This window comes from Brevibacillus sp. JNUCC-41 (assembly GCF_014844095.1).
In the GTDB taxonomy this organism is placed as follows: domain Bacteria; phylum Bacillota; class Bacilli; order Bacillales; family DSM-1321; genus Peribacillus; species Peribacillus aracenensis.
On sequence record NZ_CP062163.1, the window covers coordinates 525,146 to 544,735 of the forward strand.

18 protein-coding genes, 1 pseudogene and 1 other annotated feature are annotated in these 19,590 nt (G+C 37.7%); of the genes and pseudogenes, 2 read left to right on the forward strand and 17 right to left on the reverse strand.

Translation table 11 applies throughout. The features are described 5' to 3' along the window. Positions 1 to 39: 39 nt before the first annotated feature. The 5 genes and pseudogenes from JNUCC41_RS02590 to JNUCC41_RS02610 all read right to left on the reverse strand — a co-directional run bounded on the left by JNUCC41_RS02590 (position 40) and on the right by JNUCC41_RS02610 (position 4,038). A pseudogene (locus JNUCC41_RS02590) lies at positions 40 to 702 on the reverse strand (putative protein N(5)-glutamine methyltransferase). Positions 703 to 1,030: 328 nt separating this feature from the next. Continuing rightward, entirely contained in the window at positions 1,031 to 1,768 is a 738-nt protein-coding gene (locus tag JNUCC41_RS02595) for a MerR family transcriptional regulator (protein ID WP_192206239.1), read from the reverse strand. A gap of 261 nt (positions 1,769 to 2,029) precedes the next feature. Then, positions 2,030 to 2,884: a pentapeptide repeat-containing protein gene (locus JNUCC41_RS02600; RefSeq protein ID WP_192206240.1), complete on the reverse strand. Its 855-nt coding sequence runs from the start codon at positions 2,882 to 2,884 to the stop codon at positions 2,030 to 2,032. Between the two features lie 42 nt (positions 2,885 to 2,926). Further along, positions 2,927 to 3,406 (reverse strand): VOC family protein, encoded by a 480-nt coding sequence (locus JNUCC41_RS02605; RefSeq protein WP_192206241.1) that lies wholly within the window; start codon positions 3,404 to 3,406, stop codon positions 2,927 to 2,929. 122 nt (positions 3,407 to 3,528) lie between these two features. After that, positions 3,529 to 4,038 carry a GNAT family N-acetyltransferase gene (locus tag JNUCC41_RS02610; RefSeq protein ID WP_192206242.1) on the reverse strand — a complete coding sequence of 170 codons (510 nt, stop codon included), beginning with the start codon at positions 4,036 to 4,038 and terminating at the stop codon, positions 3,529 to 3,531. 441 nt (positions 4,039 to 4,479) lie between these two features. Here JNUCC41_RS02610 and JNUCC41_RS02615 point away from each other — a divergent pair, with 441 nt between their 5' ends. After that, on the forward strand, positions 4,480 to 5,868 hold the full coding sequence (locus JNUCC41_RS02615; RefSeq protein ID WP_192206243.1) for an L-cystine transporter: 1,389 nt from the start codon (positions 4,480 to 4,482) through the stop codon (positions 5,866 to 5,868). Between the two features lie 83 nt (positions 5,869 to 5,951). Here the strand turns inward: JNUCC41_RS02615 and JNUCC41_RS02620 are convergent, their stop codons facing one another. From JNUCC41_RS02620 to JNUCC41_RS02640, 5 genes are all read right to left on the reverse strand, one after another. Further along, a complete protein-coding gene (locus JNUCC41_RS02620) occupies positions 5,952 to 6,713 on the reverse strand; it encodes an HAAS domain-containing protein (protein ID WP_192206244.1) in 762 nt (253 codons plus the stop codon). A gap of 2 nt (positions 6,714 to 6,715) precedes the next feature. Further along, positions 6,716 to 7,045, reverse strand: a complete 330-nt coding sequence (locus JNUCC41_RS02625) for a PadR family transcriptional regulator (RefSeq protein ID WP_192206245.1) — start codon at positions 7,043 to 7,045, stop codon at positions 6,716 to 6,718. Between the two features lie 180 nt (positions 7,046 to 7,225). After that, complete coding sequence (locus JNUCC41_RS02630; RefSeq protein WP_228467500.1) at positions 7,226 to 8,227, reverse strand: hypothetical protein; 1,002 nt, start codon at positions 8,225 to 8,227, stop codon at positions 7,226 to 7,228. A gap of 353 nt (positions 8,228 to 8,580) precedes the next feature. Next, positions 8,581 to 9,237 (reverse strand): phosphatase PAP2 family protein, encoded by a 657-nt coding sequence (locus JNUCC41_RS02635; protein ID WP_192206247.1) that lies wholly within the window; start codon positions 9,235 to 9,237, stop codon positions 8,581 to 8,583. Between the two features lie 229 nt (positions 9,238 to 9,466). Further along, positions 9,467 to 10,816 (reverse strand): amino acid permease, encoded by a 1,350-nt coding sequence (locus JNUCC41_RS02640; protein ID WP_192206248.1) that lies wholly within the window; start codon positions 10,814 to 10,816, stop codon positions 9,467 to 9,469. Positions 10,817 to 10,875: 59 nt separating this feature from the next. After that, positions 10,876 to 11,112: a binding site (T-box leader), on the reverse strand. Positions 11,113 to 11,459: 347 nt separating this feature from the next. Here JNUCC41_RS02640 and JNUCC41_RS02645 point away from each other — a divergent pair. Continuing rightward, positions 11,460 to 11,870 (forward strand): HTH domain-containing protein, encoded by a 411-nt coding sequence (locus JNUCC41_RS02645; protein ID WP_192206249.1) that lies wholly within the window; start codon positions 11,460 to 11,462, stop codon positions 11,868 to 11,870. 456 nt (positions 11,871 to 12,326) lie between these two features. Here the strand turns inward: JNUCC41_RS02645 and JNUCC41_RS02650 are convergent, their stop codons facing one another. The 7 genes from JNUCC41_RS02650 to JNUCC41_RS02680 form a co-directional block, all read right to left on the reverse strand. After that, positions 12,327 to 12,560, reverse strand: a complete 234-nt coding sequence (locus JNUCC41_RS02650) for a hypothetical protein (protein ID WP_192206250.1) — start codon at positions 12,558 to 12,560, stop codon at positions 12,327 to 12,329. Positions 12,561 to 12,886: 326 nt separating this feature from the next. After that, entirely contained in the window at positions 12,887 to 13,582 is a 696-nt protein-coding gene (locus tag JNUCC41_RS02655; RefSeq protein WP_192206251.1) for a cupin-like domain-containing protein, read from the reverse strand. Between the two features lie 13 nt (positions 13,583 to 13,595). Beyond that, on the reverse strand, positions 13,596 to 14,672 hold the full coding sequence (locus JNUCC41_RS02660) for a TldD/PmbA family protein (protein WP_192206252.1): 1,077 nt from the start codon (positions 14,670 to 14,672) through the stop codon (positions 13,596 to 13,598). Continuing rightward, entirely contained in the window at positions 14,662 to 15,906 is a 1,245-nt protein-coding gene (locus JNUCC41_RS02665; protein WP_192206253.1) for a peptide arginase family protein, read from the reverse strand. Before JNUCC41_RS02665 ends, JNUCC41_RS02660 begins: the two co-directional genes overlap by 11 nt. Further along, complete coding sequence (locus JNUCC41_RS02670) at positions 15,896 to 16,690, reverse strand: hypothetical protein (RefSeq protein ID WP_192206254.1); 795 nt, start codon at positions 16,688 to 16,690, stop codon at positions 15,896 to 15,898. Before JNUCC41_RS02670 ends, JNUCC41_RS02665 begins: the two co-directional genes overlap by 11 nt. Beyond that, complete coding sequence (locus JNUCC41_RS02675) at positions 16,675 to 17,574, reverse strand: multinuclear nonheme iron-dependent oxidase (protein WP_228467502.1); 900 nt, start codon at positions 17,572 to 17,574, stop codon at positions 16,675 to 16,677. The genes JNUCC41_RS02670 and JNUCC41_RS02675 overlap by 16 nt, the downstream gene beginning before the upstream one ends. Before the next feature lie 90 nt (positions 17,575 to 17,664). Further along, positions 17,665 to 19,551 (reverse strand): B12-binding domain-containing radical SAM protein, encoded by a 1,887-nt coding sequence (locus JNUCC41_RS02680; RefSeq protein ID WP_192206256.1) that lies wholly within the window; start codon positions 19,549 to 19,551, stop codon positions 17,665 to 17,667. Positions 19,552 to 19,590: the final 39 nt, after the last annotated feature.

Consider the following 19,590-nt stretch of genomic DNA (forward strand, 5'->3'; position numbering starts at 1 on the left):
CCAATCGTTATAAGAAAAAGCGCCATTAAAAACATTTCTTTACAGTGCGGGGCTGGTTCCAATTACGACAGTGGCGTCCCGTTCAACACACTTTACCACCCGTGGCATCACCCCGTATCCAGCAAAGATTTCCACGGTCTGCATCGCTTGCCGCTCACTGGTCTCGACTAACAAATGGGAGCCCGGTGCCAGCCAAAGTGTTGCCGAAGCTGCCACCCTTCGCTGGACATCAAGCCCGTCCGCCCCGCCGTCTAATGCCACCCTCGCCTCATGCATGCGCGCTTCATGGGGTAGTAGACCGATTTCCTCAGTAGGGACGTATGGTGCGTTTGCGACCAGTACGTCAACACGTCCCCGTAAATTGGATGGAAGCGGTTCATAGAGATCCCCTTCGTATACCTGACCATTGACTGAAGTGACGTTACGACGCGCGCACCGCACCGCGGCCGGGTCAATGTCGACGGCGTACAACTCGATATCTTCGAGAACATCGCCCACAGCGGAGCCAACCGCGCCCGTACCACAGCACAAGTCAACCACGACTGCTCCTGGCATAGCAAGTGCTGCCGCTTGGCGGACTAAAAACTCGGTCCGTCTGCGGGGTACGAAGACTCAGGGGTCAACTTCTATCCGGATACCGCAGAATTCCGCCCAGCCAATGACGTGTTCAAGGGGCAAACCCGCTATCCGTCTATCCACCATCCCGGCCAATTCGGCCGTTGTCCCTGCCGCGCTGATGAGCAACCGGGCCTCTTCCTCGGCGTAAACACAACCTGCGGCCCGAAGTTTAGTGACGATGCTTATATAAATGGCCTTTCCATTAAAAACAGCCACTTTACTTCCATCAACATCATTAATTTCCCCGAGGTTAAAGGCGGCATCTCTAAATTCCATAAGTTTCCCCCTATTCTCAATAAATCTGAATATTAAAAATATTACCACAACTATAGTATACAGCTTCTTAAACTGACCGTCCCTTTAGCTATAAAATAAAAAGGTTGCCGGAGCAACCTTCCATCTAATCTGGGAATCAATTTTTGTTAGCGTCAGCAAAATGACCCATCGCATCACACATGAATTTTGCTAAACCATCACCGTATTTGTCGATATTTTTAGTGAAACGTTGATCATTCACGTACATTTGACCTAATCCCTTGAAAGCATCAAGTGAGTATGTGCCGAAGTTATTGTTCAAACAATCATACCATTCTTTAATTGCCTCTTGTGCCTCCTCCGACTTGGGCGAGTCATTTCGGATTGACGCAAGTTTGATATAGATTTCAGATACAATATTCTGTGCATCTTTGGACATGCCCGCCACTTTAGCCTTCGACTCATCGACAGCTTTATCCCCCCAAAGCTTGCGGGCTTCTTCTTCATATGGATTCTGACTGAAATCAAATCCTTCAAATTTTTCTTTATTCGTCATTTGAATTTCCCCTTTCATATGCTTAATCGATTTTTCGACCGTCTTAATTAATTTATCGAGCTGACTGCGTTTTTCCAGTAACATTTTTTGATGTTGCATTAACGCATCTTGTTTATCAAACGAAGAGCTGCTTATCATTTGTTTTATTTCCTTTAACGGCATGCCAAGTTCCCTGAAAAACAGGATTTGCTGCAACATCTCAAGATTATCATTCGAATAAAGGCGATAACCTGATTCGGTTATTTCCTCTGGCGATAATAACCCGATTTCATCATAATAATGCAGTGTCCGCACACTAATGCCAACTATATCGGCCAGCTCTTTCACTTTCATTGGCACTGCTTCTTACCTCCTTTCGATATCATTTACTTTAAGGTATTACGCAACGTCAGAGTCAAATGGAAAAATGAAAATTTTCCGCCCAATTACAAAAGACGATCCTTCCCAATGAAGAATCGCATGTTAGTAGAACTCACTCTATGTAAAAGCTTAGGATTAAAGCTAAATCTACAAAATTTTCCCATTACTCGTGAATTAAACAATTTTCATTCATGGGGCGTATACTCTGCATGAAAGTCAGCTCTGATCTTGGCTTTCCTTCTATCTCCAATGATCGGGAATGCTTAATGTGCGCGGCAATTTTGTCTTTGTATCGCCTTTAGCCGAGTTAATCTGTGCTTGTGTGATGAAGAAACTCCCGGTGAGATCGGCACCGCTTAAATCAGCGTCCCTAAAGTCTGCACCGATAAGATCCGTCACTCTCATGTCTGCTTCTCTGAGGTCGGATGCGATAAGTAAAGCTCCTCTTAAGTTCGCTCCCCTAAGGTCAGCGCCTCTCAACTTTGCACCGATAAGGTCACTTCCCCTGCCTATTTTGTTCTGTTTTTTCTGTTTTTTATTTTTATTAAATGATGCCTTTTCACGTACGAGTTCACTTGTGCGCAGAAGCAAATCATTAACGATCGCTCTATGAGCTGGTACATTCAGGTCCATGATAGACTTTGGACTTTGCTTAGTGAGATATTCCGTTTCTTCGAAAGCAGCCTGCAAATCTTGATAAAGAGGTTTCGCATCTTCTAAATTCAGTGCTTCATTTAAGTAACAAAGCATTTCATGAAGTTGTTGCATAATAGGAAACACATCGAACATTTCCTTTGCTGACGCTGGGTTGTCTCTCCAATCGTTTCCAGCATATGTGAGTTGAGATACCTTTTGCCCCGCACCGAAGCATTCATATACCGTACAGCCCCTAAAACCTTTTGCTCTGAGATTTTCATGGATGCCGCAACGATAATCCGATTGAAGGTTTGAACATGGTGTACCCCCATCTTTATCAAATGCAAAATCAGCAGATTTTGCATAAGGCAAAGCTACACAGCACAAACCAAAACAATTCTCACAGTCTGCACGTAAATGGTTAAGAATACTATCGTGATTCGTTAATTGATTAAACAATCCTTACACTTCCTTCTATTAAATACAACCAATCGTTTCATGCTAGTTGATTTTTTTGTTTTCTTCTATAGAATTTAGTTCTTCCCATTCTTCAAGTGAAAGTTTTTCGGTCATATGCTTATATGCATCAGGGACTTTTATCGAACACATGAGTTCGAGGCTATTTCCATCTGGGTCATTGAAATAGACGGAAGCGTTACCTTGGTGCGGGCGCACAAAAGGTTCAATCGATTTCCTTTTTCCAAAAGGGACGACTTCAATTTTCAGGGATTGGAGCCAAGTTAATGCATTTTTCATATTTTCATAAGATACCCGAAATGCGATATGCCTTAGTGAAGGGTGGTATGGAGTTTGATATTCTTTCCCTTCCCATAATCCGACCCAGCTTTTGTTTTCCTCTATCCAAAAGAAGGCAGTATCTTCATCCCTCCAGGCTAGTTTCAAGCCTATTTTCTTATAAAAATCCATAGAGATGGCCAGGTCCTTGACGGGCAGATGGGCTTCATATAAACCTTCTATCATATTATATTCTCCTTCTCTTTTTAAATAATGAAATCTTTTGCAGCGAAAATATCTCGGGATTATTTCTTCATCTTTTATATCCTTTACAATTTATACGGTCTACTATATAGAAGAAATTGGATTTAAAGGATCCTACCATAATGGTAGAATATTAGCTTTTGACCGGAATCCGCACAAATTCCCTCATTAATCGATATCCTTTCAAAACCGTTTTTCACTAATACCTTTTGGGAGGCAATGTTGTCGCTTGTCGTTTTGGCTTGTATTTGATTCACATTCAATTCCGGCGCCAGATTAACCAAAAGCTTTAAAGCTTCATTTGCTATCCCCATTTGCGTAAACGCTTCACCGATTCTGTAACCGACATGAGCCGTACCCTTAATGGGATCGATATCCACAAGGTTAATCCTGCCGACGATTATGCCTGAAGCATCCTTAATTAAATAAAAAGAGGAGATTGCCTCTTCTTGTTCTTTTAATAATTCCTTGTGCCTGATCTCAAACGTTCCAAAACGATAATAATCATCTCCCCGGCCTGGCACCGTTTGCTCGAAAAACCTTCTATTATTGCATTCAAATGCAAATAACGCTTGTGCATCCTGTTCATTTAGCCTGTGAATGTATATATCCATCATTGCTTCATCCTTTCAAAAAAAGCCATGCATACGCGACCTAATATATCATTCAAGAAAACCAAGGGATTATCCTTCATCATAAATATATATCGAATATTTTTTATTCAACAGTCTTTAGCAGCAATCAACATCCTTCCCAACAAAACCAGGAAGTGCTCCCAAAGAGTTGGTATTGGATGATATCGTGATTGATTTGAAGAAGTAATAATTTTATCTATGAGAGGCATACTTAACCATTAATCCGAGAGTGGAGAAAGGTTCATGTATACCTCTTTTTTGTGACTTCTTATTCAGTCCATGAATAAGGATATATACATGAATTAGTTAAAAAGTCAAAAATAAATTATTTTCTTCTGGTAAAAAATCAACGGATGATGTATCATAGTCTTCAGATATTTATTATTCTTATTTGGTTAATCGGAATTAGGGGGAATATATATGATTGGTTATGTGTTTTTAAATCTTGCCATAATGCTCGTTCTTTTAGGCGTTTTATTTTACATGAATAAGAAGCATGTTTCCTTTACAAAAAGGGTCTTTACTGGACTTGGTTTAGGGATTGTATTCGGACTTCTTTTGCAGTATTTCTATGAGCCCCAGTCAGAAGCGATCGTTAAATCGGTCGATTGGTTTAACATTGTAGGTTCGGGCTATGTCAAGTTCCTGCAAATGATCGTCATGCCGCTTGTCTTCATTTCGATCTTATCCGCATTCACAAGATTGAAACTGACTAGCAATATTGGAAAGATCAGTGTGCTGATCATCGGAATCCTGCTTGGGACGACGGCGATTGCAGCAGCTGTTGGGATCACCTCGGCAACTGTATTCAATTTGGAAGCCGTTCAAATTGAGCAAGGGGAAGCGGAGTTAAGCCGCGGGGATCAAATCTCGGAAACTTACGGTACGATTCAGGATAAAACGATGCCACAGCAAATCCTTGAATTGATTCCGTCCAATCCGTTCCTTGATTTAACGGGAGCACGTCCGACATCAACCATTTCCGTTGTAATTTTTGCTGCATTCCTTGGGATTGCCTATTTAGGAGTAAAACGCAAGCAGCCTGAACATGCTGAATTTTTTGCTAAAATAGTAGATACATTGCACAGCATCATCATGCGTGTCGTAACATTGATCCTGCGATTAACGCCTTACGGGATCTTGGCGATCATGACGAAGACGGTAGCTACGAGTGATTTGGATGCCATCCTGAAACTGGGGAAATTCGTGGGAGCCTCTTATGTCGCCCTGATTGTCATGTTCCTCATCCATCTGCTATTGCTGATGCTTGCAGGATTGAACCCAATCGTATATTTAAGAAAAGCTTTCCCGGTATTATCGTTTGCCTTCACTTCAAGAACAAGTGCAGGAGCTCTTCCATTGAACATCCAAACACAGAAACAACTAGGGGTGTCGGAAGGTATTGCCAACTTTGCCGGATCCTTCGGCTTGTCGATCGGTCAAAACGGCTGTGCCGGAATCTATCCGGCCATGTTAGCGGTCATGATCGCTCCAACGGTTGGAATCAACCCGCTGGACCCTTCATTTATAGCCATGTTGATTGCCATCGTGGCCATTAGCTCTTTCGGGGTTGCAGGTGTAGGCGGAGGAGCAACCTTTGCTGCCATCCTGGTATTATCTGCAATGAACTTGCCAATCGCCTTGGCCGGACTGTTGATTTCCGTCGAGCCATTGATCGATATGGGAAGAACGGCTGTGAATGTCAGCGGAAGCATGACTTCCGGTATTCTGACCAGTAAAATAACGGGCGACCTGGATAAGGAACAGTTCAGCGAAGAATCATCTTTGAAAATAGAAGCTGAAATGTAAAATAAAAAGCATCGGACTTCCTGTCATGGGAAGTCTGATGCTTTTTTATTTGCCTATACATTGGAACCTGCAGGTAAAACACTTCAACTGCTTTTGGTTTTCCTGATCGTATATCCACAATAAATGAGGATACCCAGCATCGTTATTAAACTGCTCAGTATCAAATTAACGTCCCCTTGGTAATGGGTCTGTTTCAATAAAACTTCAGGTGCAAAAAGGAGGATCGGAATGATGATGGAAACCCAGGATTTGCTCCATAAGGATATGAGGATGAATATTGAAATGGCTAGTATTACAGCAATAATATTACCTGTGTTTTCAAATTCAATAAACGTTGTGCTATAGATCTCACTAAACAAAATTAAACCTGCAAATAATGCAATCGAGATTATGCCTAGTCCATATAGGAGTGCACCTTGCTTTACCTTGGATAATTTATGACTAGCCATATACCTAAAAGATAACATATAACCGAATATTGAAAGGATTGCCGCCAAAGGGTAGCCAATGATTTCCAATAATGAAAATCCAATCCCACCATTTATAGCTTTTGCAATAATCCAATAGGAAAATGCCCCGATTAAAATCATCGCTATATATTTCAGCCATCCCTTAAAATCAACTGACATTTCATCAGAAAGAAGTTTCATGTACTCTTTTGGACTTCTGCCTATGATATGCTCTACACTTTTTTCATTCCTCTCCGCTTCGAAAAGATGGACCTCTAACTCTTCGATGAGATCCTCGATTTCAGCCGTTTTCTTTCCACTTGAAAAAAGGTATAATCTGAGGTCTTCTAAAAAGAGTTGACTTTCCCTGGATAACGCTTTGTTAACATCAAGCACCTTTACATTCCCCCGTTGTTTTTCACTATTTTATTTACATTTGAACTTAGCTTATTCCACCGGTCAATGAAGACTTCCAGTTCGCTTTCGCCTTTTTCAGATAAAGAGTAATACTTCCGACTAGGACCTGCTGTTGATTTCTTTAAAGTCGTAATTACTAATTTTTCCTTCTGCATGCGAATTAATAATGGATAAATGGTACCTTCACTTAAAGAATCAAACCCATATCCCCCAAGCTTTTCGGCTAATTCGTACCCGTAAACCTCCCCCTCTTTAATGATCGCTAACAGACAACCTTCCAAAATCCCTTTAAGCATTTGAGTTGATGCCATGGATATTGAATCACCTCCCCCTTTGTCTTGTATAACAAGGTATTAGTTCAAAAAAATATTTACTTCATTTTACATTTACACTACCTTGTAATGCAAGTGTTTATTTCCTCATTATCCCTTTAGTGGGATTTATTCTTTTTTTGACGATTTATTTGAGCTACTTATTTTTTTATGTCCATTTTAATCAATAAGTAAATGCCTGATATTTTCTTGTTTCTTATATTTTCCCTTTATTTCCCCAACACCATCAATTGTAAGCGAATCACTGTTTTCAATGGGGCTATTGCCTAATATCAGATGTAATTTATTTATATATTTAATTCCATTACCAACATGGGCAATTACAGGTTGTTGAAAAAGAAAGTCTTGATTGCTGATTCTTACTTTTAAAAAGCTTTTATGTAAAAGTTTATCTTCTAAGGAGATGATATTCATCGGGTCAAAGGATTCAGCAGTTATTTCCCCTTCAATATATAGATGAATTCCTGCTTGTTGATAAAATTCTTCAAATTCATTTTTTCTCTTTTCTAAAGCAAAATTAACTGCTTCCTCTGTTTCAGTACTTACCTTCACATCAGCTATTGAATCTTCGATACAGTCACCGGTATGCTGTTTTAATAGGTCATATAATGTTTCTTCTCTATCAAAAAAACTTTCCATCCAGCCTGGTGAAAGCTCCTCAAGTAACAAACACATAAACAAACCGGAACTATAACAACTTCTTCTAATACTAGAAGTGGATTTAAATTTGTTTATTAGTGGTTGTGCATACTTTTTTAAAACTGAATGGTAATCAAGCGGGCTTTTTTCGGAGTAAGCCCTTAATTCGACATACCATGCAGGTCCCTCAATGGTTTCAATCAACTTTTCATATATCAGGTACTCTTCAATACTGGCTGCTCTTTTTTCCCTTAGGGCAATGAAAGCATCAAGGTATCGTTTCTTCTTCATTACGTTATTTTCCAACAACGCATGATAAAGATTTGTTCTTTCCCGATTTCGCAATTCCACATTTTCTTTTGACACCGGATATGTGATTCCCATCATTTCATCAGGAAACCGTTTTTCATCTTTAATATATTGATAGCCGTGAAATAATTCGTGAACCACTATTGAATACAAATCTTCATAATGCTCATACGAATCCATATTAACAATTGCAGTGGGATATTCTTCATACAAAATAATTGTGTCGCCAGTAAACCGTACATCCCACTTTAAAGTATGATATGTACATTGTAGATCGTTACTGAATTTGGGATGATTGAAAAGATAAACATTTTTCTTATCATATAATGCATAAGCAGCAAGTTCAAAACCCGGCCAATAATTTTCCAACTTCGCTTTAACCAAGTCTTCAGTAATTCTATTAAGATAATGAGGCATTCTTTTCCTCCCTCCATTGTTTCAATTCGATTAAAAACATCATATCATATATAATTTAACATAAATATCCAAATTTTTAATACACAAAAAGCCACTGTAACATATTAGCTCATGGGAGCCAATATTCTTACAGTGGCTTTTTCCTGTGGTCACTTTTTAATTTGCCTCGCTGCGAAATGATTGGCCTGATAAGCCGATAGGGCTTGGAACATATACTGGACAGCTGCATATACCCCACATGCAAGAAGTATCCCTGCGAGTACATCCAATACAGCATGCTGTTTCGTAAATAGCGTGGAGAGGATTATCAGTGTTCCGAATGCAGTGACACTGGCATACTCCCATTTATGCTGTTCTTTCCGCTTATGGGCGACGATCATCATGATGAATGTAGTCAGTACATGAATGCTGGGAAGACAGTTGACAGGTTGATCATGACTATAGACGATTCTCATTAAATGGGCAAAGATATCGTTCCCCACTACTTCTGGACGCGGGACTGTCGATTGCCAAAGGCAATATACAAGAAAACAGAGAAGTTTCCCCGATATTAAACTGCCTAATCCTACGAAATAGTGCTTTCGGTCAACAAAACAGTAGTATATCAGCAATCCATAAATATACGGATACCAAAGTAAATAAGGCACGACAAATTCTTTAATAAAGGGAATCTCCCCATCTATTATAGTCGTAACATCGACAGCATGACCTGAAGATTGGTTGATGATTGAATAGATGGAACTAGTAATCACCAAAAGTAATAGATAGTATAACGGGTGAAAGGATAGTATGGATTTGTTTTTCATGGCTCGCTCCGGCTTTCAATATATTGGTTTTTTTCCAAAGATTATTATACAACATTTTTCACTAGATTAACTCTTTAATTGCTAAAGTTAATGATTCCCATGAACTAGTAAAATGGATATCTCTTACTTTTGGTGTGACCAAGAATACATAACGAAAGCCATGGCATGCTACCATGGCTTGAAACTGAAACTTATATGCGAGAAGGCAAAAGCGATATCCCCGCTTTCTCTAGATTTTGTTATGGCGTTTTTTCCATACAAACGTCAAGGAAATGAAGATGTAGATGCAAAGTGTAATGATCGTAACGATTATGGATGTCGTGAAAATGATTCCGATCAGGATCGTTATTAAAGCGATGATCGCAGCCCAAGTCGTATACGGGAACCATTTTACCGAATAAGCACTTGTTTTTCCAGACTGTTGTTTACGTGATTTCAAATGGGCGAAAGCAATGATCAACCAGATGAATAGTACGGTATATCCTAGCGAACCCATTAGGAACTCGAATGTCTTGCTTCCAGCAAATAACGAAATCAGTACACCGCCATATAAAGCGGAAGTACACATTAAGATTGCGGGAACAGGTACTTTCTTCTTGGATAAACGGGAAAAGATTTTCGGAATGCGACCATCCACGGCTTGTGTATATAGAACGCGGGATGAACCATACAACCCGGAGTTCATCGAGGAAATGATCGCTAATAGAACAACGGCGTTCATAATATGGTCGGCACCAGGAATCCCAATCATTTGAAAGACCATTACAAACGGACTTTCCTGCACCCCGTTTACTTCGTTCCAAGGAATTAAGCTAACGATGATGAAAAAGGGAATGATATAGAAGGAAATGATCCTGATTAATGTACTGCGAACGGCTTTTGGTACCACTTTTTCAGGGTTTTTCGTTTCAGCTAATGTGACCCCGATGATTTCCGTACCGCCATATGAATAGATTACAACCAGCATCGCCGTGATCAAACCGGTCGATCCATTCGGAAAGAAACCGCCATGTTCAGTCAAGTTAGAAAAACCGACGGCTGTATGATCACCAAAAGTAACGAGCAGCAACAATAATCCAGCCATGATGAACACAATGATGACAGTAATTTTAATTAAAGCGAGCCAGTACTCCGTTTCAGCAAAAACCTTTACCGATAGTAAGTTAACCGCAGTAACTAAAACCGAAACAGCTAATGCCAGTATCCAGATTGGATATCCAGGCAGCCAATATTGAAGGAAAATCGCCGCAACCACTGATTCGGCCGCAATATTCAATACCCACATTTTCCAATAGATCCAGTCCAGGAAATAGGCAGGATACTTTCCTAAAATCGATTGGACCAAATCCCTGAATGTTCGTGCACCGCTATTGCGGACCGCCATTTCAGCTAAACCTTGCATGATGAATAATAGGATGATGCCACCTATCAAGTACGCAATGATTACGGAAGGGCCTGCCATATCAATGGCTGAACTGCTTCCTTTAAATAAACCTGCCCCGATGGCACCGCCTAATGCCATCATCGTAATATGCCTTGAAGTCATTGTCCTCTGTAAATTCCGTTTGTCCGTTTCCATATCCTTACCTCCCAAAAATCAAAAAAAGCATATCGTCTCTTCCTTCATAATCAAATGAAGAAAGAGACGATATGCCTTAAGCTTACCGCGGTACCACTCTTATTGGCTCTTTTCTAGAGCCCTGCTTTAAAACCTTGTAACGAAGGTCAATCGTTAAAACAAAAGAATGGAATCATTCCTTTCTTTCACTTTACCACTCCCAGGCAAGTTCAAAGTATCATTGGACTGCGTTGCACCAACCCGCAGCTCTCTTTACCGAATAATGTGCTTTTACTACTCCTGATCATTGCGTTTCAAAAATTAAATTATATCTGAATATTTTTAATAATATCCAATACTATACGGACTCAAAGTAAATTTGTCAATAACTTTCTCAGAATAATATTTTCAAAGAAACAAATCATGGGAAATCTCCTTGAGCCAGCACTATGAAATCAGTAGAATACTATGTGAAATAAAGTTGATGCATTATCACAGCAACTTCACTAGAAATTTGATCATTTCTACCTAAGGTAAATATTTCTTCAGTTTGATTGTTCCTAACTTAGTGCCATCCGTATTTTTCAAACAATAAATAGACAATATTATTATATTGTCTACTTCCATATATAATAGAGTTAAAAGTGAAAGAGGGTTATTTAAGATGATTGGTCATGAACCTAAAGAGTTATTAAGAACTCTTCTAAATGATTATAAAATGCCTGCGGCTTCATTAAGTAAAATTACAGGAATATCTGAGCAAGTCATTCTAGATTTTGCAAATGGTGAAAATATTCAATCCACGGTAACTCAAACAGAAATGATGGACCTAATAGATTTAGTGGGCCTATTAGTCATAGGCGTGCCTTCATCCGATGCAAATGAAAGGGTCTCTGCTATAACTCAAGCACTGAACAAAGAATTTGGTATACCAGTAGAGACGATTTCCTTATTCTCTAATCTTGAGTGTGAAGATATCGAAGAATTCATGAAAGAAAATGATTCTCTGTCCATTGAAAAAAGATACAACCTTGCAGTAACAGTCCTTTTTTTGCATTATATCTTTAAAAGATGATTATTTTATTTATGAAACACCTACCCGGGTCTGACTTTAATTTATGCAACGGAGCATTTCCAGGACAAACAAAACGTTTCAGCAACCATGCTTCAACTTCCCTTTTCGTTGTCTGAATATTCATGTAATTACCCTAACATAAACTAATAAGACCCAATGCTCGATACATGAGGGTGAAAACAGCAAGAGTAAGCAGCCATTTTTCAGAACGATTTAATCTTGGTCAGAAGAAGAACCACTACTGTCTTGTGGGGATGAGTGGTTCTTTTTCCGTTTCTTGGCGAACGAAGACAGGATGGCCATAATTAAGCTTAATACCTTCCCTATCTATAATTAGAGCAAAACCGTGGCCTTCTTTCAATCCGTCATCAATAATCCCCACTGGAATAACCGAACACTAACTTCCTGTTTACCTTATCAAATGAATCTATTAAAAGCCCAGGCTCTCCTAAACGTTTAAAACTCCCTCCCTAACCATGATGCCGCCACCATCAGGACCCCAACGACAATCACTATAACCGGTCCTACAACAATTAATCCAAATAACAATGAGACTACTGCGTCCAGAAAGATTCGAAATGGTCCTGCTTTTTCCTTTTTATTCTGTTGCTGCGTTAATAAGTCTTCAAGATGACCGACTTTTTGCTTCAATTCCTGCAATTCTTGAATCACTTTTGTGTCTTGATCCATGAAATACCACCCTCTCCAATTAACAATAAGTGTTAATTCTATCATTTATATCCATCTTTTCAAAGTGAGATTGACTATTCTCCGGCAAACATCCTTTCTTAAGTAATGACGGAATTGATAAATTCGTATGGAGGATTTTTGAAGCAAAGCAGGCGAAGGCTCACTAAGGGCAACAAGGATTCAGAGGGTAAAAAGAAAAACAGCCCTATGGCTGATTTCCCGATTTCATTAGATACGGCGGCATCACTAAAATCTACAGAATGTTTGTATGCCGCTAAATTTAGTAAATACCAGTTTTAAACCTGTCACTTAAAAGGAATAAAGGATTATTCCTTTTCATCTTTATACCAAAAATTCTCACTAACTGAGAAAGAGGTTTCGATATTTCGCACGGCATGCCACCAATTTTTAGGGGTGTACATTAATTCTCCAGAAAACTGTTCCACAATGTAGGGCTTGGAATATTTGAAATTTGGATCCTCCTTTAAATCCAAATCGAATAAATCATGCTTACATTCTTTCACATACTCAGTATCATCAGGGCTGAAAAAAATCCATTTTTTTTGGCCAAATACAACTGCATTCCAATTATGTGATTTCTCAAAATCCTGGTGTATTGGGGTTCCTGTTCCAACCGAACCTAGGAAAATCCATTTTAATTTCTTGTTATTTTTGGTCCTGATTGTATTATGGTCGAATAGAGATGGAGTTTCAAAATAACTCTCTAAATCTTCATTTCCCATGATGGAAAAGGGCCAGTCACAATACAATTTTTCGGGGTTATCATTTAAAATACCGATGAATTTACCAAGTTTTGATTTGTAAAATTTTTTTTCTTTATCGTATCCTGATTTCCTTATGATGATTTCCCTTTCTCCATAAGTAGACTGTAGATAGTCTGTATCCCAGTCCTTAGAAGGCCATAAATCTACTAATCCTGTTATTATCAGTGGCTTTTTACCCGCATAATTTTCTTCAAAATTCGTTAGTGATAATTGTTTATAGTGTATCTTATCTATCAATTCGCTCATCCTTTCAAAGTACGGGATAAAGTGTTAGATTTTCAAAATGAATATGAGGTGAACCTTGGGTGACGCTAAGATTATTTTCACCATTCTTATTACAGCCAAAAACCGGATTAAAGAAATGCAGTTCATTGCTAAGGGACTTAATAGCTTTAGCTGAATCAAGTTTGTTTCCTTTAATATCAAATCTTCTAAGTATTTTATTGGTTATTTTCCCATTTTTAATGACCAAACCATATGATGGCCGGATTACAAAATTCAAACCAAGTGATCCCCCACCCCAGGAACCTCTGCAATAGATCCCATTGTCGATTCCTGAAATTATCTCCTGTACTTCCATATTGCCAGAATCCAAATAAGTTGTTGACATTCTGGGCATCGCAAGCGAAGATATGCCAACGCTTCTTGCATTACATGAAGATTGTAAGCCTAGGAGCTTACAAGTTTTTGCGTTATGCATCAAACCTACGGTTATCCCATCCTTTATTAAGTGAGTCCTAAATGTTTCATTCTGTTCCGCATCCAATAAATAACTGCCATTTTGCCCAGGAATGGTCGGGTCATCGAATACGTTGATTTTATATTCTGACCATTTGTATCCCATCGTTATTCCATTTGGCTTTAAATACTCTAGGTAATTATCTGCTTCTAAAGTATGACCAAAACATTCGTGTACATAATGAGATCCAGTCCATGGCTCAAGCACAATTTGTGTTTCAATCTTGCGTTCAAGTTGCTGACCATATAAAGCAGCTTCTACTTCCGCTAAAATAACATCAAAATGATCCATTAATTCAGTACATGGTGACTTATTAGTTCTTGTTTGCCATAATACTGGAATAATAGATGTTGAAGTCTCTATTAAGATCTTTATAAGGATGGAATACTTTAATTCATAACTGCTTAATCCAATACGAAGTTTGAAGGACTTCCAATGTCTTGAGTGATCATAGCTATCACGTTCAATGAATTTTAAACAATGATTTAGTTCTTCTTGAAGAAACTTATTCTTTTCATTATCATCACACCTTGGTGAAACAACCCCTTCAACGGTTGAATCATATGATATTAAATATTCATTGTTCATGTTTCGTATCAGCCCGACTAATTACTAATTGCGAAGGATCGTCATGGATCTTGCCATCAAAATCCATTAATTTCATTCCTAGTTTTGCTGCGAATGCTTCACCCAATATATAACCCTCTATTCTCATAGGTAATAATTCGATGCACTCTTTTGATAAATCATATCCTTTTTGATACAGCTCCAAACGAAGGCAACAAATTAAACGTAATATTAGGCCATGTGCCTCGATGGTATCGACTATATTTCCAGTTTTATTAAACCAATTTAAAGCCTCTTCATAATTCCTATCCTTGAAAAAGTGAATGCCTAAAACATAGGCAGCCCAATATGAATCATCACCTTTTTTAGTCGCTTTTTGATAGCAATTCTTAGCAAGTTCAATTTCACCAGACTGGGTATAGAGAATCGATTTCAATTTCCAACCTATTGCTCCTAATGGCCTCAATTCAAAGTTTAATTCGTCTATTTCTGCTAGACTCAATTTTTTATTCGATGAAATTTTCTCCATCGTTACCTTCGGAGAAAACTTATCTTCCTTGGAATATACAATCTCCCTCCCCATTTGTCCTGCTATATATTTCCCTATCCACCTGAAACTTTCAGGTAGAAACCCACTTTTGATAGAATAGGACATTGTTTTCACTTGATTAAAGAGGCCTAGATTGTTCAATACATGTAAGGTTTCGTCTATATCATTCGATAAATCATTAGTCTTGGGATCATAAAAATAATCCAAATCGAAATCCACAATAACCTGCTCATTAATTATGAATTCTCCTAGATAGTCAATCGTTGTGACATGTAACTCAATATTATTTAATTGTACAGAAGCAGAGTTTTTTCCGTTTCTAAAGCTTGATATGAATTCTTTTCCATGGTTGGGTACAAGGGATAATAGCTCCCAAAGTAATTCACTAAACCCTTTTTCTCCCAACATACGAGGATATACCCATATTATTTTCCGAAAAAGGCCCTCTTGTATTGCGGCGTACAAAAAGTCATCAATCCCATAAGAATATCTTCCATCTTCCCTACAAGGAATATCTTTTTTCAATTCATCAATACACAGACCCTCTTTAATGAACTGACTGATTCTTTTCATTTTTGAATTTTCTATGAACTTTAAATCTAAGTGTTGATCAAAATAAACCAAGGTACTATTCCTGGGAATTTCATTGACCCAATATGAAAATACTTCACTATGTTCCTCATATACATATATTTTATCCATCATTCTTAATTAATCCTAAGTTTAGAATCCAGTCTATCTGGTCCTGATTGAACTTTTGTTGGCGGTTTATTTCCCTTGAACCTCCTATTTCTACCATTTCTAATACACTTGGATGAATAGGGCCCCTAATTAAATTTTTTTCGGTCGCTGCATATAGCCATATAACCTTTTCGGAATCACTAGCTACTTTTTTTCCACTTAGTGCCTCGGATATTTCTTTGGAGTATGTTTGGTACGCATAGTAAATATGACCATTATTTTTAACCAGGTCACTATCTATTCTGAAAAATGGGTGTTTATTGACTGTTAGTATAGATAAAATGGCATTTAAAAATTCGTGTTTTAATAGTAAATGATTATTATCAGCCGCAAGGATAAATTCTTCGTTTTCAGACAAATAATTGTAAAACGCTTCCTCGATACAAGTCCCCTCCCCTGCATAGGGCAATTCCATGTAGCACTCGAAATGTTTGGACGCCAGGAACTTATGCATTAACAGCGTTATATCGGTTTCAAGGGTTTCTAAAGCTTGAAAAACACCGGGAAAAGAAGTTCTTAAACCACCTTTATGTTCAATATTTCCGCTCATTAAATTTCTTACAATTGTTGTAGCCGTTGCTACAAGCTCTTCTTTATCTATTGTTTTTATGTGATTTAAATTATCAGCTGATAAATTCAGTTCATTAAACTCATCATTTAAAAAGTTATTTCTATATTGGTAATCATATAATAAATTGTAAAGTAACTCGTCTAGTGAATAATTCTTTGGTTTTAAATCATTTGCCATTTTTCAACTGCCTCCTTCATTCTTTGATAATTTTTCTGTGACTTCGGAATTAATATTCCTTCATCTGTATATTTAGGGTCTTCATATGTAATGGCTTTTAAATTAGGGCATAAAGGAAGCAAGTAATCTAAAAGCTGAATTTGTTCATCCATTAAAACTCCATGATGCAAATCTCTGAATTTCCCTTTAATAATTTGGCAACCTGAAAGATGCAATTCAAAACAGTTCTCAAAAGGCAATTTTTCTAAACCATTGAACATCTTTTCATTTGTATTCCCTAACAACCATTGATAACTAAGGATATGACCAATATCTATAGTGATAGGGGAGTTTGTCTCTTCGACCAATGTTCTGAAATAATCAAATCCATTTATTTCCCCAATAAAGAAGTTAGTACCTTCAGTGAATCCAGGAAATTCAACTGAAACTGGAACAGCCAGTTCAGATTGGTATTCGTTGATGTTCTTAATACAAGCTTCCAATCCTGCTGGTGTCATATATGGTGGTAAAGGGAAAGGGACGGTTTTCCCTTTTATTGACCACAGGCCAAGATCTTCTACAATCCATCTTATGTCGTATCTTTCTATAATCTTATTTGTGAATTCTATGATTTCTGTTTTTTTGTAATATTCGGTAGCCCCCATATTTAAAATCGTTTGATGGAATGCTCTCGCCTTTAGATGTGGATTGGCTTCAAATAATCTATCATAGGCTTCAAAGTAGTCCTCGGCTTTTAACACACTTCTATTTTTCGGTTGAAAAGCAAAGAAAATATAATTAAACTCGTCTTTATAATTTTGAAAAAAGCCTTTCATCTTAGGCGTGATGTCGTCATGGTCCCCTTTGCTGGAAAAACCTATATCTTCCCCCCAAGGTAAATCCATGCCTAAACCAAGCCCCAGTTTTTCCTTTACATTCGGAAATTTTATTTTCTGATAGACTGTGCTCATTTGTCATTCCTCCCATAAGTTATTTTATTTAAGGTTAATCACACCTTTTTCGACAAAATACTCAAGGTACTTTTTATCGTCAGCCTTGCTAATTATCAGTGTGTTTCCGAATACTTCTATGGATTCTGGCACTAAGAAGATTCTTTGCCATACAAAGTCCATGATATACGTCCTATCTAGCTTAATGATTTTAGTCCATGGGTTTATCAATAAGGTATTTGAAGTGATATCCTGTCCTACCGTTTTGTATTTATCAGGAGGTAGCTCATCATTCTTTTGGGGGTTGACACTTTTGTGCAATTGCAAGAATCTATTCAGCTTTTCTTCAAACGTTTTTCCGTCAGAGTATTGAAATGTTGCTCCCATTCTACCCATCCCATAATTGAGTAATTTGTTTCCTCTTAGATTCTTGCTTGATTGAATATGGATATCAGGATTATTTGTATCTTCATAAATATAGGTACCTGGTTCTAAAACGAGCATTTGCATGACGTCGATGCCAATCTTATCTTGATTTTTAAGTAAAAATTCCTCAGAACATTTAATTTCATCCTCGGTTTCACCAGGTAAGCCACCAATTATAGACATTCGCAGCGTAATGTTGGCATTATGTAAATTATCTATTATCTGTTGATAATTACTAGATTGCACTCCCTTATCCAAGGAATCTAAAATCCTTTGAGAATTGGTTTCATAGCCAACAGACATTAAAATACAGCCTAAATTACTTAGCTCAAAACAAAATTCAGCGTCTAACAACACATTCTCAAGACGGTTTCGTGTACTGAATTTAATTTCGTATCCTCTGGATTTAAGGATTTTGACTGCATTGACGACAAGCCTCAAATTAGTATTCTCATCTATGAAATTTATTCTATTAACCCCGTAATTGTTAATGATATCCTCGCACTCGTTTGCTACTTGCCTTGCCGTTTTTTGCTGATAACTTTTTTCTTTTCTGGATCTATTACCATATGAACAAAAAGTACATCGTCCCCAGTAACACCCCACACATGTAATCAAAGACATATGCACTTCTTCATCTAAATAGTTTTTGTACGGTAAATCAGAAAAGTCAGGTGGTAAGGCGTCGGTGATCCTATATGCAGACTTAGATGGGATATTTTCAACATTCTTCTCATTAAGCCAAACAATATCCGGCACCATCCCGATTTGGCAATCGTTTTTCAAATACCTGTCCAACATGAATAATGTTTCTTCACCTGCTGATATTCCTAATGAATCCACAAATTGATTTAATCCATTTAGGCTTAAGAAAGATGATTGACGAATCATGATTTGTTGTCCGCCAAGAATAATGTGAGTATTAGGGGAAAGTTCTCTAATCCACTTGCATATTAAAAGGGAAGGTAATATTTGGCTATAATAGGCAATAGAAATCGCGAAGATTTTGGGCTTATCGTTAAGAATTTTTTCTTTGATATTTTCATATAAAACCTTTGTTGCAATATCACTTTTTTTCCAACTAAAATTCCTTACCAATTCAAGGATTTCCTCCAATGAGGTAATCTCAAGCTTTAAAAACGAATTTACTAGTAATAGTTCTATGCCTTGTCTCACCAACCGAACGTCATACTTCAATGAATCAGAAGATTTTTTCTCAATAAATACATTATTGTAAAGTTGCTTTTGTTCTTTGAATAAGTATTTAGCCATTTCGACTTTATATATCAATTTTAAGTCTTTACTTCCGTTTTCATTGATGCTCACATATTCAGCTAAACAATCTTCACTAAAGAGGGTATGGCATAATTCAATATTTAAATCAATTTGACTTACACTCATTCCCTTGTTCCTCAAAAAACTAGTAATCATAGGTAAACTTAGATATGGAAAGAGCCTGGCTTCAGTTAGAGGAGGAAAAACTATCATAGCATCTGAATTTTCCATCTAAAGAAATTCTCCTTTAATTTATCCAAAGAGAGTGCT

Excerpts from the sequence above, each read along its gene's own strand:
- JNUCC41_RS02605 (WP_192206241.1), bottom strand. The coding sequence starts at position 3,406 with ATGATAGAAGGTTTATATGAAGCCCATCTGCCCGTCAAGGACCTGGCC.
- JNUCC41_RS02610 (WP_192206242.1), bottom strand. The coding sequence starts at position 4,038 with ATGGATATATACATTCACAGGCTAAATGAACAGGATGCACAAGCGTTA.
- JNUCC41_RS02675 (WP_228467502.1), bottom strand. The coding sequence starts at position 17,574 with ATGGATTTACCTTGGGGGGAAGATATAGGTTTTTCCAGCAAAGGGGAC.
- JNUCC41_RS02645 (WP_192206249.1), top strand. The coding sequence starts at position 11,460 with ATGATTGGTCATGAACCTAAAGAGTTATTAAGAACTCTTCTAAATGAT.
- JNUCC41_RS02650 (WP_192206250.1), bottom strand. The coding sequence starts at position 12,560 with ATGGATCAAGACACAAAAGTGATTCAAGAATTGCAGGAATTGAAGCAA.
- JNUCC41_RS02615 (WP_192206243.1), top strand. The coding sequence starts at position 4,480 with ATGATTGGTTATGTGTTTTTAAATCTTGCCATAATGCTCGTTCTTTTA.
- JNUCC41_RS02670 (WP_192206254.1), bottom strand. The coding sequence starts at position 16,690 with ATGGCAAATGATTTAAAACCAAAGAATTATTCACTAGACGAGTTACTT.
- JNUCC41_RS02660 (WP_192206252.1), bottom strand. The coding sequence starts at position 14,672 with ATGAACAATGAATATTTAATATCATATGATTCAACCGTTGAAGGGGTT.
- JNUCC41_RS02665 (WP_192206253.1), bottom strand. The coding sequence starts at position 15,906 with ATGATGGATAAAATATATGTATATGAGGAACATAGTGAAGTATTTTCA.
- JNUCC41_RS02635 (WP_192206247.1), bottom strand. The coding sequence starts at position 9,237 with ATGAAAAACAAATCCATACTATCCTTTCACCCGTTATACTATCTATTA.
- JNUCC41_RS02640 (WP_192206248.1), bottom strand. The coding sequence starts at position 10,816 with ATGGAAACGGACAAACGGAATTTACAGAGGACAATGACTTCAAGGCAT.
- JNUCC41_RS02625 (WP_192206245.1), bottom strand. The coding sequence starts at position 7,045 with ATGGCATCAACTCAAATGCTTAAAGGGATTTTGGAAGGTTGTCTGTTA.
- JNUCC41_RS02680 (WP_192206256.1), bottom strand. The coding sequence starts at position 19,551 with ATGGAAAATTCAGATGCTATGATAGTTTTTCCTCCTCTAACTGAAGCC.